Below are 16,154 nucleotides of genomic sequence, written 5' to 3' on the forward strand. Positions count from 1 at the left end.
CGACAGAAGGCAGGGAGCGTGGCCGGACCGACGACCGCCCGGCGCGGCGAGAAGAAGTCACCGTCCGGCCCGCCCTCCGCCCCGGAGGAGCGCGGGCGAAGATTCCGCTGGGTGCGCACTCCGCTTCGCGCACCGGGCCGCCGCGGTCTGATCATCATCACGGTGTGCGCGGTGCTGCTCGGCGCGTTCGGCGCCTGGGCGTTCTACGCCTCGGACTGGCTCCGGCTGGAGCGCGTCCGGGCCACCGGGACCAGCGTTCTGACCCCGCGTGAGGTCGTGGCCGCGGCCGACGCCCCGATCAACGCACCGCTCATTTCGGTGGATACGGACGCGTTGGCCCACCGGCTGCGCGCCCGGCTCCCGCGCATCAAGAGCGTCGACGTCGAGCGGTCCTGGCCGCACGCCATCGGTCTGAAAGTGACCGAAAGGACGCCGGAACTCGTGATGCGAGCGAGCGGAAAGTTCGTCGAAGTGGACGCCGAGGGCGTCCGGTTCGCCACCGTCACGGCCGCCCCCAAGGGCGTTCCGCTTCTGGAAATGGCCGTTTCGCACGCCCCGAGTCCGGATCGGTTCGGAGCCGACCGTTTGCGGCGCGCGGCGGTCGAGGTCGCACAGGATCTGCCCCCGGCCGTACGCAAGGATGTCCGTAAGGTCCGCGTACGGTCTTATGACTCGGTCACCCTCGAACTGGCCGGCGGACGCACGATTGCGTGGGGCAGCAGCGAACAGGGCGCCGAAAAGGCGAAGGTGCTGACCGCGCTGCTGAAAGCGGCACGTGACGCGCGCCACTTTGACATCTCCGTCCCCAGCGCCCCTGCGGTATCGGGGAGTTGACGTTCGCAGTCGCAGGCCAGCACCCTGGATGGCTACGACTATGGGTGATCACATAGGGTGAAAAGAAAAACGGGAGGTTCGGCGTGTTCGTTGAACGGGCGCGCCTTGTCGACTTAGTGTCTCGTTCCAAAGGGACTATGGAACCAAGGAACACAGGCACAGGTAACCCTAAACTTCAACGTTAGGGTTCGGGTCGGCGATAACGGACCGTCCCATCGGCATCAGTCGGCGTCCACACGCACAGTGCGGCGACGACACGTAACTCGAGGCGAGAGGCCTTCGACGTGGCAGCACCGCAGAACTACCTCGCAGTCATCAAGGTCGTCGGCATCGGCGGCGGTGGCGTGAACGCCATCAACCGGATGATCGAGGTCGGGCTCAAGGGCGTCGAGTTCATCGCGATCAACACCGATGCGCAGGCGCTGCTGATGAGCGACGCCGACGTCAAGCTCGACGTCGGCCGGGAAATGACCCGCGGCCTCGGCGCCGGCGCCAACCCGGATGTGGGTCGCAAGGCGGCCGAGGACCACCGTGAGGAGATCGAGGAGGTCCTCAAGGGGGCCGACATGGTCTTCGTGACCGCGGGCGAGGGCGGCGGCACCGGCACCGGCGGCGCACCCGTCGTCGCCAACATCGCGCGCTCGCTGGGCGCCCTGACGATCGGTGTGGTCACCCGGCCGTTCACCTTCGAGGGCCGCCGTCGCGCCAACCAGGCCGAGGACGGTATCGCCCAGCTGCGCGAAGAGGTCGACACCCTCATCGTGATCCCCAACGACCGACTGCTGTCCATCTCGGACCGCCAGGTGAGCGTGCTCGACGCGTTCAAGTCCGCGGACCAGGTGCTGCTGTCGGGTGTCCAGGGCATCACCGACCTGATCACCACCCCGGGCCTGATCAACCTCGACTTCGCCGACGTCAAGTCCGTGATGTCGGAGGCCGGCTCGGCCCTGATGGGCATCGGCTCGGCGCGCGGCGACGACCGCGCGGTGGCCGCCGCGGAGATGGCGATCTCCTCGCCGCTCCTGGAGGCGTCCATCGACGGCGCCCGCGGGGTGCTGCTCTCCATCTCCGGCGGTTCCGACCTCGGTCTCTTCGAGATCAACGAGGCGGCGCAGCTGGTCAGCGAGGCGGCACACCCGGAAGCCAACATCATCTTCGGTGCGGTCATCGACGACGCGCTGGGTGACGAGGTCCGGGTCACGGTCATCGCCGCGGGCTTCGACGGCGGTCAGCCGCCGGCCCGCCGCGACGCGCAGTCGGCGCTGTCGGCCCCGAAGCGCGAGGAGCCCGCCCCGGCCCCGAGCCGTCCGGTCGCTCCGCCGGAGCCCCGTACGTCCTCGTCCTTCGGCGGCCTCGGCTCGGTGCCCGCACGCGACGAGGAGCCGGTGACCGCCGAGCCCTCCTCCTCGCTGGGTGAGGTGCCGGCGCCGTCGAGCACCCCGCAGGTTCCTCCGGCCCGTCCGTCGTACTCCGACTCCGCGGCCGAGGAACTGGACGTTCCCGACTTCCTGAAGTGACCGAAGCACCGAAGTGATAGGGCAACAGCACCACGAGAGCGGCGCGCACTTCGCCTTCACCGACAGGTGGGGCGGGGTGAGCGCCGCTCCGTACGATCAGCTCAACCTGGGCGGCGCGGTCGGCGACGACCCGGAGGCCGTCCGTACCAACCGTGCGCTGGCGGCGGCCGAACTCGGCCTCGACCCGGCCGCGGTGGTCTGGATGAACCAGGTCCACGGCAGGGATGTCGCGGTGGTCGAAGGGCCCTGGCGCGATGCCGACGTCCCGTGCGTGGACGCGGTGGTGACGGCACGCCGGGGCCTCGCGCTCGCCGTCCTGACCGCCGACTGCACCCCGGTCCTGCTGGCCGATCCGGCCGCCGGGGTCGCCGGGGCCGCGCACGCCGGACGGCCCGGCCTGGTCGCCGGCGTGGTGCCGGCGGTCGTCGAGGCGATGGTCGAACTGGGCGCGGAGCCGGCCCGGATCCTCGCGCGCACCGGACCCGCGATCTGCGGCCGGTGCTACGAGGTGCCCGAGGCGATGCGCTCCGATGTCGCCGCGGTGGTGCCCGAGGCGCACGCGACGACCGGGTGGGGCACCCCGGCGGTGGACGTCACCGCGGGGGTACGGGCCCAACTCGCCGCCGCGGGCGTCGCGGTGCGTGAGGATTCCCACATCTGTACGCGGGAGTCCGCGGACCACTTCTCTTATCGGCGCGACCGCACGACCGGGCGGCTCGCGAGCTATGTGTGGCTCGGGGAGATCCCCGGCCGTGGGCCGGGGGAGGCCGAGCTGTGACGGATGACCGGAGAGCGGAACTGGCCGCCAATCTGGAGCGGGTGGAAAATCGTATCTCCGCCGCCTGCGCCAAGGCCGGCCGGCCGCGCGACGAGGTGACCCTGATCGTGGTCACCAAGACCTACCCCGCGAGCGATGTGCGGCTGCTCGCGGAACTGGGGGTGCGACAGGTCGCGGAGAACCGCGACCAGGACGCCGCACCGAAGGCCGCCGAATGCGCTGATTTGCCCCTTACTTGGCACTTCGTTGGACAACTACAGACCAACAAGGTGCGGTCTGTGGCCGGTTATGCCGGGATTGTTCAGTCGGTCGACCGGTCCAGGCTCGTCACCGCGCTCTCCAAGGAAGCGGTGCGGGCCGAGCGCGAGCTGGGTTGCCTGATCCAGGTGGCACTTGACGCGGAGTCGGGGGATGCCGGCCGGGCCACCGGTGAGCGGGGCGGTGTGGCCCCGGAGGGGGTGCCGGCGCTCGCCGACGCGATCGCGGAGGCCCAAGGGCTGCGCCTGGACGGCGTGATGACCGTCGCGCCGCTGGCCGGGCCGTATGCCGGCCGCCAACTGGCCGCATTCGAACGGCTCATGGAAATCTCAACCGACCTGCGCGCCACCCATCCTGCTGCCACCATGGTGTCCGCAGGTATGAGCGCGGACCTCGAGGATGCCGTGACGGCCGGGGCGACACATGTGCGCGTCGGCACTGCGGTACTCGGAGTCCGACCACGGCTCGGGTAACGTCGCCAAGCAAGTCGGACCACAGCACAAAATATGGTCATTTCCGCAGAAAGCGGGAAGGCTGCGTGGATCCAAGGCCCCTGGTGACGGAGCCGATCCACCACAGAGCGGAGGACGCAGAGAATGGCCGGCGCGATGCGCAAGATGGCGGTCTACCTCGGCCTCGTGGAGGACGATGGGTACGACGGCAGGGGGTTCGACCCCGACGACGAGTTCGAACCCGAGCTTGACCCGGAACCCGATCGCGGGCGGCGGCAGCAGCATCAAGTGCAGCCCGAAACACGCCCGGAACGGGACGAACCCGTCCGTGCCGTGACGCCTCCGGCGCAACGTGAACCAGCCCCGCTCACCGTGGAAAGCGGACGACCCGCGCGAATCGCCCCCGTGGCATCCATCACACCCGACCGTCCGAATCTGGAGAAGAACGCACCGGTGATCATGCCCAAGGTTGTGTCCGAGCGGGAGCCCTACCGCATCACCACACTTCACCCGCGGACCTACAACGAAGCCCGTACCATCGGGGAACACTTCCGTGAGGGCACTCCGGTGATCATGAATCTCACGGAGATGGATGACACCGATGCGAAGCGACTTGTCGACTTTGCGGCCGGTTTGGTGTTTGGTCTTCACGGCAGCATCGAGCGGGTGACGCAGAAGGTGTTCCTGTTGTCGCCTGCTAACGTCGATGTCACGGCGGAGGACAAGGCCCGTATCGCAGAGGGCGGGTTCTTCAACCAGAGCTGAGACGCAACACCGGGCACACCGGGGCCGTGAGGTCAACACAGAAGCAAGGCAAGGGGAGAGGGACTGCGCGAGATGAGTGTCTTTGGTCAGGTGATCTACATCGCGCTGTACTGCTTCCTGATCGTGTTGATCTTCCGCCTGGTGATGGACTATGTGTTCCAATTCGCCCGTTCATGGCAACCCGGCAAGGCGATGGTGGTCGTTCTGGAGGCCGCCTACACTGTCACTGATCCGCCACTCAAGCTTCTGCGGCGGGTCATTCCGCCGCTGCGTCTCGGGGGCGTGGCGCTCGACCTGTCCTTCTTCGTATTGATGATCATCGTGTACATCCTGATCACCGTCGTGAGGTCGGTGTTGTTGGTGTGAACGATACGGTCTTGCCGATTGCCGACGACTACGTTGAGGTGAAGTAGAGATGCCGTTGACCCCCGAGGACGTGCGGAACAAGCAGTTCACGACCGTCCGCCTCCGAGAAGGCTATGACGAGGACGAGGTCGATGCCTTCCTCGATGAGGTCGAAGCCGAACTGACCCGGCTCCTGCGGGAGAACGAGGACCTGCGCGCCAAGCTGGCCGCTGCCACCCGCGCCGCGGCGCAGAACCAGCAGCAGCAGGGCCTGCGCAAGGGACCGGACCAGCAGCAGGAGCAGCAGCAGCGTCCCGGGGCTCCCGTGCCCGCCGCCATATCCGGTCCGCAGCCGGTCCCGCCGCAGCAGCAGGGGATGGGTGGCCCGCCCCAACTGCCCGGTGGTGCACCGCAGCTGCCTCCTGGTCCCGGTGGCCACGGCCCGCAGGGCCCGCACGGCCCCGGTCCGATGGGCCCCGGCGGTCCCATGGGTGGCCCGATGGGCGGCCCCGGTGGACCGCAGCAGCTCCAGCAGGGCGGCCCGCAGGGCGGCCCCGGTGGTGACAGCGCCGCGCGCGTGCTGTCGCTGGCGCAGCAGACCGCCGACCAGGCGATCGCGGAGGCCCGTTCCGAGGCCAACAAGATCGTCGGCGAGGCCCGCAGCCGTGCCGAGGGTCTGGAGCGGGACGCCCGCGCCAAGGCCGACGCGCTGGAGCGGGACGCGCAGGAGAAGCACCGCGTGGCGATGGGCTCGCTGGAGTCGGCCCGCGCGACGCTGGAGCGCAAGGTCGAGGACCTGCGCGGCTTCGAGCGCGAGTACCGCACGCGGCTGAAGTCCTACCTGGAGAGCCAGCTGCGTCAGCTGGAGAACCAGGCGGACGACTCGCTGGCCCCGCCGCGGACGCCGGCGGCTGCTTCGCTGCCGCCGTCCCCGTCGATGGCGTCGGCCGGTGCCGGCACCATGGGCGGTAACCACACCATGGGTGGTGGCCAGTCGATGAGCGGCAACCACTCCATGGCCGGTCAGTCCAGCAACGCCCCGTCGTACGGCGGTCAGCAGCAGATGTCGCCGGCGATGACGCAGCCGATGGCTCCGGTGCGGCCGCAGGGTCCGTCGCCGATGCAGCAGACGCCGTCGCCGATGCGCGGCTTCCTGATCGACGAGGACGACAACTGAGGTCCGCCTAGCGCGTACCGTCGGCAATCAGGGCCGGGCCCCGAGGGATTTCCTCGGGGCCCGGCCCTTTGCGCTGCCCGGAACACGGCCGGGCGGTGCGGGCGGGGGAGGCGGTGGGCAAAGAGAAGTGCCCCGGCGCGGGTGGCGCCGGGGCACGTGTGCGAACGGGGAGATTACGCCTTACGGAGGCGGAACGTCAGTGCCAGTGTCTCGTCCGCGAAGGCGGAGCCGTAGCTGTCGTCGGCCTCGCCGGGGGCGAAGTCCGTGGCGAGCACCTCGTCGGAGATCAGGCCGGTGTGGTCGGTCAGCGCCGTACGGACCTCCTCGTCCGTGGACTGCCAGCGCAGCGCGATCCGGTCGGCGACGTCCAGGCCGCTGTTCTTCCGGGCCTCCTGGATCAGCCGGATCGCGTCGCGGGCCAGGCCCGCCCGGCGCAGCTCCGGGGTGATCTCCAGGTCCAGGGCGACCGTGGCGCCGGCGTCGGAGGCCACCGACCACCCCTCGCGCGGGGTCTCGGTGATGATCACCTCGTCCGGGGCGAGGGTGACGGTCTCGCCGTCGACCTCGACGCTCGCCGTGCCTTCGCGCAGCGCGAGCGAGAGGGCCGCGGCGTCCGCGGCGGCGACGGCCTTCGCGACCGCCTGGACGCCCTTGCCGAACCGCTTGCCGAGGGCGCGGAAGTTGGCCTTGGCGGTGGTGTCGACGAGGGAACCGCCGCCCCCTTGACCAGAGGAGGATTCGGCGAGCGAGGCCAGCGAGCTGACGTTGAGCTCCTCGGCGATCTGCGCGCGCAGGTCCTCGGTCAGGTCGGCGAAGCCGTGCGCCGCGACCAGTGCCCGGGACAGCGGCTGGCGGGTCTTGACGCCGGACTCGGCGCGGGTCGCCCGGCCCAGCTCGACCAGCCGGCGGACCAGCAGCATTTGGGCCGACAGCGCCGGGTCGATGGCCGCCTTGTCGGCGACCGGCCAGCCGGCGAGGTGGACGGAGGCCGGGGCGTCCGGGGTGACCGGGACGACCAGGTCCTGCCAGACCCGCTCGGTGATGAACGGGGTCAGCGGCGCCATCAGGCGGGTGACCGTCTCGATGACCTCGTGCAGGGTCCGCAGCGCGGCCGGGTCGCCCTGCCAGAAGCGGCGGCGGGAGCGGCGGACGTACCAGTTGGAGAGGTCGTCGACGAAGGCCGACAGCACCTTGCCGGCACGCTGGGTGTCGAAGCCCTCCAGGGACTCGGTGACCTGCTCGACCAGGGTGTTCAGCTCGCCCAGCAGCCAGCGGTCCAGCAGCGGGCGGTCGGCGGGGGCCGGGTCGGCCGCGGACGGCGCCCAGTCGGACGTACGGGCGTACAGCGCCTGGAAGGCGACGGTGTTCCAGTACGTCAGGAGCGTCTTGCGGACGACTTCCTGGATGGTGCTGTGGCCCACCCGGCGCGCGGACCAGGGGGAGCCGCCGGCGGCCATGAACCAGCGGACCGCGTCGGCGCCGTGCTGGTCCATCAGCGGGATCGGCTGGAGGGTGTTGCCCAGGTGCTTGGACATCTTCCGGCCGTCCTCGGCGAGGATGTGGCCCAGGCAGACCACGTTCTCGTAGGACGACTTGTCGAAGACCAGGGTGCCGACGGCCATCAGCGTGTAGAACCAGCCGCGGGTCTGGTCGATGGCCTCCGAGATGAACTGCGCCGGGTAGCGCTTCTCGAACAGCTCCTTGTTGCGGTGCGGGTAGCCCCACTGCGCGAACGGCATCGAGCCCGAGTCGTACCAGGCGTCGATGACCTCCGGGACCCGGACGGCGGTGCGCGAGCAGCCCTCGTGGGAGCAGGTGAAGGTGACGTCGTCGATGTACGGGCGGTGCGGGTCCAGGCCGGACTGGTCGGTGCCGGTCAGGTCGGACAGCTCGGTGAGCGAGCCGACGCAGGTGAGGTGGTCCTCCTCGCAGCGCCAGATGGGCAGCGGGGTGCCCCAGTAGCGGTTGCGGGACAGCGCCCAGTCGATGTTGTTGTTCAGCCAGTCGCCGAAGCGGCCGTGCTTGACCGACTCCGGGTACCAGTTGGTGTTCTCGTTCTCGCGGAGCAGGGCGTCCTTGACCGCGGTGGTGCGGATGTACCAGGACGGCTGGGCGTAGTACAGCAGCGCGGTGTGGCAGCGCCAGCAGTGCGGGTAGCTGTGCTCGTAGGCGATGTGCCGGAACAGCAGGCCGCGGGCGTCGAGATCGGCCACCAGGGCCTCGTCGGCCTTCTTGAAGAACTGGCCGCCGACGAGCGGGAGCTGCTCCTCGAAGGTGCCGTCGGGGCGGACCGGGTTGACGACCGGGAGGCCGTACGCCTTGCAGGTCTTGAGGTCGTCCTCACCGAAGGCGGGCGCCTGGTGGACCAGGCCCGTACCGTCGTCGGTGGTCACGTACTCGGCGTTGACGACGAAGTTGGCGCCCTCCAGCTCGACGAGGGAGAACGGGCGCTCGTAGGCCCAGCGCTCCATCTCGCGGCCGGTGAAGGACTGGCCGGTGGGCTGCCAGCCCTCGCCGAGGGCCTTCTCCAGCAGCGGCTCGGCGACGACCAGCTTCTCGGTGCCGTCGGTGGCGACGACGTACGTCACGTCCGGGTGCGCGGCGGCGGCCGTGTTGGAGACCAGGGTCCAGGGGGTCGTCGTCCAGATCAGCAGGGACGCCTCGCCGGCCAGCGGGCCGGAGGTCAGCGGGAGGCGGACGAAGACCGAGGGGTCGACGACGGTCTCGTAGCCCTGCGCCAGCTCGTGGTCCGACAGGCCGGTGCCGCAGCGCGGGCACCAGGGGGCGACGCGGTGGTCCTGGACCAGCAGGCCCTTGTTGAAGATCTCCTTCAGCGACCACCACACCGACTCGATGTAGTCGGGGTCCATCGTGCGGTACGGGGCGTCCAGGTCGGTCCAGTAGCCCATCCGCGTCGTCAGCTCGGCGAACGCGTCGGTGTGCCGGGTCACCGACTCACGGCACTTGGCATTGAACTCGGCGATGCCGTACGCCTCGATGTCTTTCTTGCCGTTGAAGCCCAGCTCCTTCTCCACGGCCAGCTCGACCGGGAGGCCGTGGCAGTCCCAGCCGGCCTTGCGGTCGACGTGGTAGCCCTGCATCGTCCGGAAGCGGGGGAAGACGTCCTTGAAGACGCGCGCCTCGATGTGGTGGGCGCCGGGCATGCCGTTCGCGGTCGGGGGGCCTTCGTAGAAGACCCACTCGGGCCGGCCCTCGGACTGCTGGAGGGTACGGGCGAAGACCTTCTGCTCCTGCCAGAAATCGAGCACCGCGTGCTCGAGGGCGGGGAGGTCTACCTGGGCGGGTACCTGGCGGTACCGGGGCTGATCGGTCATCGGGGGCTTCCTCCGGCGGACACCTGCTGCGTTCTCCGTCCGGAGGGACGAGAGCCTCGGCTCCCGCGGTACCACCCTCCTTGGCGGTGCGCACCGCACCGCCCCCTCATTGGGGTCGCGCTGCCGGTTCTACTCGCCTTGGGTGGCCCGGGGGCCGTGGGCGGAGCCCACTGTCCAAGCCCGTGGGCGGAGCCCACTGTCCAAAACTTTCTTCCGGCGGCTCCGGGCTGATCTTCACGTCGCGCACACCCCCGGGCTTCCACCGTCCCCGGGTCGCTGCTGGCTGCGTACGGCGCTACTCGTCCCGTCAAAGCCTCTCGCTGGGCCCAGTGTACGGGGCCGCACCGACAGCGGCCGACCGTATTTCTGCGCCGCGGGGCCGGAGCGGGCCGGCGGGCGCGCTACCGGGGGCGCCGCGCCGCCCGGATGACCCGAATGGCCAGCAGCCGGGTGCCCGCCCGCCGGGCGGATTACCGGGCGGACAGCGGGGCACAACCGAGGCAGACCGGACCTCCGGGCCGGGTGGCAGGACCCGATGGGGCGGTGCGTCCCGTTGCCGCGTGCTCTGCGGCGATTTATCGTTCCCGTCACGATTCGCGAACAAAGTCACATATGTGAAGGGGTCGCGGCCATGGTGGCGAAAAAGACCGCCGCGGAGAAGAGCACGACGCCTGCCGACGAGGCCGTCGCGAAGCAGCCTGCGCCGAGGCACGACGCACCGAAGAAGGCCGCTCCGAAGAAGGCCGCCGCCAAGAAGACGGCGGCCGGCACGACCACGACCGGGAAGGTCGCGGCCGCGAAGACCACGGCCGGCAGGACAGCGGCGAAGAAGACCGCGAAGAAGGCTCCGGCCAAGAAGGCCGCGGTGCCCGCTAGGAAGACGGGAGCGCACACGGTGGCGAAGAAGACGGCGGCCGCGACGACCGGGGCGCACGGCGAGGACGCGGTGCCGACCGCCCGGACGGCCGCGGCACCGGAGGAGCTGGCGGTACGGCCCGGCGAGGACCCCTGGACGTCCGCCGAGGTCGCCGAGGCGCGCACCGCGCTGATGGAGGAGACCGTGCGGCTGCGGCTGGAGATCACCACGGCGGAGGACGCCATCGCGGGCCTGATGCGGGACTCCGGGGACGGCGCCGGTGACGACGAGGCCGATACCGGCACCAAGAACATCACCCGCGAACACGAGCTGGCGCTCGCCTCCAACGCCCGCGAGATGCTCCACCAGACCGAACGGGCCCTCAGCCGGCTGGACGCGGGCACCTACGGGCTGTGCGAGAACTGCGGCAAACCGATCGGCAAGGCGCGGATGCAGGCGTTCCCCCGGGCGACGTTGTGTGTGGAGTGCAAACAGCAGCAGGAGCGCCGCTGAGGCCGGTCCGCGGAAGAGGTCGTCGCGGGCGGCACCCGTACCGCCCGCCGCCGTACGTGTGTGCCGTACTCTCGTGGTTCAGCCAGGCACGGCCTGGCCGTGGACACGACGGGCTGAGGGACTCACACGTGGCAGAGGCGGAGCGCATCACCGGTACGCCGGAACCCGAGCCGGGCTCCGGGACGGACCCCGCACCGGGGGCCGAAGGGGGAGGGCCGGCGGAGCCGGAGCAGGGCGCCGGCCGCGGCAAGCGGCGGATCGCCGCGCTGCTGCTGGTCGCGTTCCTGGTCTACCTCCTCGACCTGGGCAGCAAGCTCCTCGTCGTCGAGAAGCTGGAGCACCACGAGCCCATCGAGGTCATCGGGACGCTGCTGCAGTTCAGCGTGATCCGCAACCGCGGGGCCGCGTTCGGCATCGGCGAGGCGCTGACGATCTTCCTGACGATCATCGCGGCGGCCGTGATCGTGGTGATCGCCCGGATCGCCCGCAAGCTCTACAGCCTGCCCTGGGCCCTCGCCCTCGGCCTGCTGCTCGGCGGCGCCTTCGGCAACCTCACCGACCGGATCTTCCGCTCGCCGGGGATCTTCGAGGGCGCGGTGGTCGACTTCATCGCCCCCGCGCACTTCGCGGTCTTCAACCTCGCCGACTCCGCGATCGTCTGCGGCGGCATCCTGATCGTGATCCTCTCCTTCCGCGGGCTCGACCCCGACGGCACGGTCCACAAGGACTGACGGGGCGTCGGTCGCCGGCGCCCGGCCGCCGGGCAGGGCACCACGGTGGGACTGCCATACTCGTGGGGTGAGCACCATTCCCGAGATCCGCACCCTGCCCGTACCGGACGGCCTGGAGGGCGAGCGCGTCGACGCCGCGCTGGCCCGGATGTTCGGCTTCTCCCGTACGAAGGCGGCCGAGCTGGCCGCCGCCGGCAAGGTCCGGGTCGACGGGTCCGAGGTGATGAAGTCCGAGCGGGTGCACGGCGGTGCCTGGCTGGAAGTCGAGATGCCGCAGGCCGCGCAGCCCGTGGAGATCGTCGCCGAGCCCGTCGAGGGCATGGAGATCGTCCATGACGACGACGACATCGTCGTGATCGTCAAGCCGGTCGGCGTCGCCGCGCACCCCAGCCCCGGCTGGACGGGCACGACCGTCATCGGCGGGCTGGCCGCGGCCGGCTACCGCATCTCCACCTCCGGCGCCGCCGAGCGCCAGGGCATTGTGCACCGCCTCGACGTCGGCACCTCGGGCCTGATGGTCGTCGCCAAGTCCGAGCGGGCGTACACGTCGCTGAAGCGGCAGTTCAAGGAGCGCGTCCCCGACAAGCGCTACCACGCCCTGGTGCAGGGCCACCCGGACCCGATGAGCGGCACCATCGACGCGCCCATCGGCCGGCACCCGCAGCACGACTACAAGTGGGCGGTCACCGCCGAGGGCAAGGCGTCGGTCACGCACTACGACCTGATCGAGGCGTTCCGCGCGGCCAGCCTGCTCGACATCAAGCTGGAGACCGGGCGCACCCACCAGATCCGGGTGCACATGGCCGCCCACCGCCACCCCTGCGTCGGTGACCTGACCTACGGCGCGGACCCCACCCTCGCCAAGCGGCTGGGCGTCGGCCGGCAGTGGCTGCACGCGGTCCGGCTGGGCTTCGAGCACCCCTCCGACGGCAGCTGGGTCGAGTTCGAGAGCGGCTACCCGGCCGATCTGCAGCAGGCCCTGGACACCGTGCGGGACGAGAGCAGCTGACGCGGCGGGTATCACGCAGGGGCCGGCACCGCGGGCAACCGCCGGTGTCGTGGCACGCTGGGGGCGGCAAGTGATCGAATCCGACCCCGGAGCGTAGCCACCGTGGACCAGCTGGCTCTGATCTTCGTCCTGTTGCTCGGAGCCGTGGTCATGGTTCCGGTCGGCGACCGGCTGGGACTTCCGTCACCCGTGCTGATGACCCTCGGCGGGGCCGTCCTGGCACTGCTGCCGTTCGTGCCCAACGTCGAGGTGCCGCCCGAGTTCATCCTGCCGGTGGTGCTGCCGCCGCTGCTCTACGCGGCCGTGCAGCGCACCTCCTGGCGGCAGTTCACCGCCAACCTCCGGCCTATCTTCCTGCTCGCCGTGGCCCTGGTCTTCGCCACCACCGCCGCGGTCGCCGCCGTCGCGCAGGCGGTGGTGCCCGGGTTGCCGGTGGCTGCCGCGGTGGTGCTCGGCGCGCTGGTCGCCCCGCCCGACCCGGTGGCCGCGACCGCCGTCGCCGGCAAGCTCGGGCTGCCCCGCCGGATGGTGTCGATCCTGGAGGGCGAGGGGCTGTTCAACGACGTCACCGCCATCGTGCTGTACCACGTGGCGCTCACCGCGGCGGTCAGCGGAACGTTCTCGGTGCCCGGGGCGGTCGGCTCGCTGGTGCTCTCCGCCGTGGTCGCCATAGCGGTCGGCCTGCTGCTGGGCTGGGTCACCAACAAGCTGATGGGGCTGCTCGGCGACCCGACGCTGCAGATCGGCCTGACGCTGCTGGTGCCGTTCGTCGCCTACGTCCTGGCCGAGAACTTCCGGGGATCCGGCGTGCTCGCGGTGCTGACCTGCGCGCTGTTCCTGGCCGAGTACGCGGTCGATCCGGACGATGTGATGGGGCGGCTCGCCGGCTACACCTTCTGGGAGGTCGTCGACACCCTCGTCACCGGTGTCGCCTTCGGGCTGATCGGTCTGGAGCTGCACAACATCTTCGGGGCGGCCTCGCACCGTTGGGGCCAGCTGCTCGGCGCCGGCGCCGCCGTCGTCGGGGTGGTCGTCGGCGTCCGCCTGCTGTGGCTGCTGCCCGCCGCCTGGCTGGCCAAGCGGATGCACAAGCTCCGCGACTACGACGAGGAGATCCCGATGAGCTGGCGGGAGACCCTCATCATGTGGTGGTCGGGGATGCGCGGGGTGGCCTCGGTGGCACTGGCCCTGGCCATCCCGTACGCGATCGACGGCGGCAACGACTTCCCGGCCCGCGACGACATCCTCTTCATCGCCTTCGCGGTGGTGCTCAGCACCCTCCTCATCCAGGGCCTCACCCTGCCCTGGCTGGTGCGCAAACTGCGGGTCCGGGCCGACACCGATGCCGTCGACGCGCTGGAGCGGGAGCTGGCGCTGCGGGTGATCAAGGCGTCCAAGCGGCGGCTGAAGGAGATCCTGGAGGTCGAGGAGCTGCCCGACGAGGTCAGCGAGCAGCTGGCGCGGCGCGCGCACGACATCGGTGCCCGGATCGCGCCGGAGATCGTCGACGACGAGCGCCGGGAACTCTTCGAGAAGCGGATCTCCCGGCTCAAGAAGGTGCAGCGCATCCAGAACGAGATGCTCTCCGCCGCCCGGCACGAGGTGCTGGCGGCGCGCAGCGAGCCCGGGGTGGACCCGGAGGTCGTGGACCGGGTGCTGCGCCATCTGGACGTGCGCAGCCTGCGGGGCGGCGTGCCGTAGTCCTCCCGGGGCGCCCGGCCGCCCCGGCGGCACGCGCCTGCCGGGTGCGGCCGGTCAGCGCTCCGGCAGCTCCCCGACGCGGTCCTGCGGCGCCGGCGCGGTGCTGATCCGCGGCAGCGCGTAGGCGTGCTCGGTCCGCAGCCATTCGAGCATCTGCTCGCGGACCGTGCAGCGCACCGTCCATATGGCGTCCGAGTCCCGCGCGGTGACCAGCGCCCGCACCACGACCGTGGTGGGCGTGGTGTCGGTGACCACCAGGCTCCAGGACCTGCCGTCCCACTCCGGGCACTCCTGAAGGATCTCCAGCAGCCGCTGCCGCATCTTCTCCACCGGCGCGCTGTGGTCGAGGTGGAACAGCACCGTGCCGGTCATCTGCGCGCCGCCGCGCGACCAGTTCTCGAACGGCTTGCCGGTGAAGTACGACACCGGCATGGTGATCCGCCGCTCGTCCCACGTCCGTACGGTCAGGAACGTCAGGGTGATCTCCTCGACGGTGCCCCATTCGCCGTCCACCACGACCGTGTCGCCGATGCGGACCATGTCGCCGAAGGCGATCTGCAGCCCGGCGAAGAGGTTGCCGAGGGTGGACTGGGCGGCGATACCGGCGACGATGCCCAGCAGTCCGGCGGACGCCAGCACGGACGTGCCGAACGCCTGCATCTCCGGGAACGTCAGCAGCATCGAGGCCGCCGCGACGACGATCACCACGGCCGTGACCACCCGCTGGATCAGCGTCACCTGGGTGCGCACCCGCCGCACCCGTGCGATGTCCCGGGCGCTCGCCGCGTAGCGCGAGTACGACGACTCGACGATCGCCGCCGCGGCGCGCACCACCAGCCAGGCGGTGGCCGCGATCAGCACCAGCGTCAGCACCTGGCCGATCCCCGCCGCGTGCTCCTTCGCCACCGTCAGCCCGCTCTGGTCGTAGGAACCGCGCAGCAGGGCCGCGCAGAGCACCACCTGAAGCGGTATCCGGCAGCGCCGCAGCAGCCCCCACAGCGGGGTCTCGGGGTGGGCGGTGTCGATCCGGCGCAGCGCCCGGTCTGCGAGCCAGACCAGGACGAGGGTGAGCAGGATCGAGCCGCCGATGACGGCGATCGGTCGCAGCACGTCCTCCACGGACACGGGAATCCTCCTCGGATGGGATGCACTCTGGTGTGCTGGTACCCGGTCCCACCGACCGTAACTGGCACGATGGGTCACAACGATCCGAACCAGGGAGTGATGCAGTGCCGGCCTCCGCCGAGCCCGCGACCAGCGGGCCCTTGACGATTGTGCTGTTCCATTCGGTGTGCGGGCTGCGCCCCGCGGTGCACGCCGCGGCGGACCGGCTGCGTGCCGCGGGACACGAGGTGATCGTCCCCGACCTGTTCGACGGCCGGACCGCCGGATCGGTGCCGGACGGGATCCTGATCAAGGACGAGATCGGCAAGGAGGAGCTGCTCAAGCGCGCCGTCACGGCCGTCGCACCGTACTCGGACCGCGGGGTGGTCTACGCCGGTTTCTCCTTCGGCGGCTCGGTCGCCCAGACCCTCGCGCTGAGCGACGAGAAGACCCGCGGGCTGCTCCTGCTGCACGGCACCTCCGACATCGCCGAGGGCGCGGTCGCCGAGGACCTGCCGGTGCAGCTGCACGTCGCCGACCCGGACCCGTACGAGCCGCACGACTGGCTGAACGCCTGGTACCTCCAGATGCGCCGGGCCGGCGCGGACGTAGAGGTGTTCCGCTACGCCGGCGCCGGCCATCTCTTCACCGACCCGGATCTGCCGGACCACGACGCCGAGGCGGCGGAGAGCGCCTGGAAGGTGGCCCTGGGGTTCCTGGCCGAGCTCTGAGCGCCGGGCCGGCGCCCGCCGCCCGGCGACCCGGGGCCGGGCGGCCGC

At 70.7% G+C, this 16,154-nt stretch carries 14 protein-coding genes; 12 read left to right on the plus strand and 2 right to left on the minus strand.

Features of this window, described 5'->3' with window-relative positions; genetic code table 11:
* Positions 1-18 precede the first annotated feature (18 nt).
* The 7 genes from OO62_RS22560 (at position 19) to OO62_RS37465 (ending at position 6,126) form a co-directional block, all read left to right on the plus strand.
* Positions 19-834: a cell division protein FtsQ/DivIB gene (locus OO62_RS22560; protein WP_033269361.1), complete on the plus strand. Its 816-nt coding sequence runs from the start codon at positions 19-21 to the stop codon at positions 832-834.
* A gap of 284 nt (positions 835-1,118) precedes the next feature.
* Positions 1,119-2,351, plus strand: coding sequence for a cell division protein FtsZ (ftsZ, locus tag OO62_RS22565; protein WP_033269362.1), 1,233 nt, complete (start codon positions 1,119-1,121; stop codon positions 2,349-2,351).
* Positions 2,352-2,364: 13 nt separating this feature from the next.
* On the plus strand, positions 2,365-3,129 hold the full coding sequence (pgeF, locus tag OO62_RS22570) for a peptidoglycan editing factor PgeF (protein WP_033269363.1): 765 nt from the start codon (positions 2,365-2,367) through the stop codon (positions 3,127-3,129).
* Positions 3,126-3,860, plus strand: coding sequence for a YggS family pyridoxal phosphate-dependent enzyme (locus OO62_RS22575; RefSeq protein WP_033269364.1), 735 nt, complete (start codon positions 3,126-3,128; stop codon positions 3,858-3,860). The genes pgeF and OO62_RS22575 overlap by 4 nt, the downstream gene beginning before the upstream one ends.
* A 123-nt stretch (positions 3,861-3,983) precedes the next feature.
* On the plus strand, positions 3,984-4,604 hold the full coding sequence (locus OO62_RS22580; RefSeq protein ID WP_033269365.1) for a cell division protein SepF: 621 nt from the start codon (positions 3,984-3,986) through the stop codon (positions 4,602-4,604).
* 72 nt (positions 4,605-4,676) lie between these two features.
* Complete coding sequence (locus OO62_RS22585) at positions 4,677-4,970, plus strand: YggT family protein (RefSeq protein ID WP_006606159.1); 294 nt, start codon at positions 4,677-4,679, stop codon at positions 4,968-4,970.
* A 49-nt stretch (positions 4,971-5,019) separates the two neighbouring features.
* On the plus strand, positions 5,020-6,126 hold the full coding sequence (locus OO62_RS37465) for a DivIVA domain-containing protein (protein WP_063739045.1): 1,107 nt from the start codon (positions 5,020-5,022) through the stop codon (positions 6,124-6,126).
* A gap of 173 nt (positions 6,127-6,299) precedes the next feature.
* Here the strand turns inward: OO62_RS37465 and ileS are convergent, their stop codons facing one another.
* Positions 6,300-9,461, minus strand: a complete 3,162-nt coding sequence (gene ileS, locus OO62_RS22600) for an isoleucine--tRNA ligase (protein WP_033269368.1) — start codon at positions 9,459-9,461, stop codon at positions 6,300-6,302.
* Between the two features lie 631 nt (positions 9,462-10,092).
* Here ileS and OO62_RS38250 point away from each other — a divergent pair.
* From OO62_RS38250 to OO62_RS22625, 4 genes are all read left to right on the plus strand, one after another.
* A complete protein-coding gene (locus tag OO62_RS38250; RefSeq protein ID WP_078617317.1) occupies positions 10,093-10,830 on the plus strand; it encodes a TraR/DksA family transcriptional regulator in 738 nt (245 codons plus the stop codon).
* A 128-nt stretch (positions 10,831-10,958) separates the two neighbouring features.
* The gene (lspA, locus tag OO62_RS22615) at positions 10,959-11,561 is read left to right on the plus strand and encodes a signal peptidase II (RefSeq protein WP_033269371.1); all 603 of its coding nucleotides are present in this window, start codon (positions 10,959-10,961) and stop codon (positions 11,559-11,561) included.
* Between the two features lie 67 nt (positions 11,562-11,628).
* The gene (locus tag OO62_RS22620) at positions 11,629-12,570 is read left to right on the plus strand and encodes an RluA family pseudouridine synthase (RefSeq protein WP_033269372.1); all 942 of its coding nucleotides are present in this window, start codon (positions 11,629-11,631) and stop codon (positions 12,568-12,570) included.
* 102 nt (positions 12,571-12,672) lie between these two features.
* Positions 12,673-14,271, plus strand: coding sequence for a Na+/H+ antiporter (locus OO62_RS22625; RefSeq protein WP_033269373.1), 1,599 nt, complete (start codon positions 12,673-12,675; stop codon positions 14,269-14,271).
* Between the two features lie 54 nt (positions 14,272-14,325).
* Here OO62_RS22625 and OO62_RS22630 read toward each other — a convergent pair whose 3' ends face one another.
* The gene (locus tag OO62_RS22630) at positions 14,326-15,390 is read right to left on the minus strand and encodes a mechanosensitive ion channel family protein (protein WP_033269433.1); all 1,065 of its coding nucleotides are present in this window, start codon (positions 15,388-15,390) and stop codon (positions 14,326-14,328) included.
* 110 nt (positions 15,391-15,500) lie between these two features.
* On the opposite strand from OO62_RS22630, the gene OO62_RS22635 reads away from it, so the two are divergent.
* A complete protein-coding gene (locus OO62_RS22635) occupies positions 15,501-16,106 on the plus strand; it encodes a dienelactone hydrolase family protein (protein WP_033269374.1) in 606 nt (201 codons plus the stop codon).
* Positions 16,107-16,154 lie beyond the last annotated feature (48 nt).

Source organism: Streptomyces lydicus (assembly GCF_000717345.1).
In the GTDB taxonomy this organism is placed as follows: Bacteria; Actinomycetota; Actinomycetes; order Streptomycetales; family Streptomycetaceae; genus Streptomyces; species Streptomyces lydicus.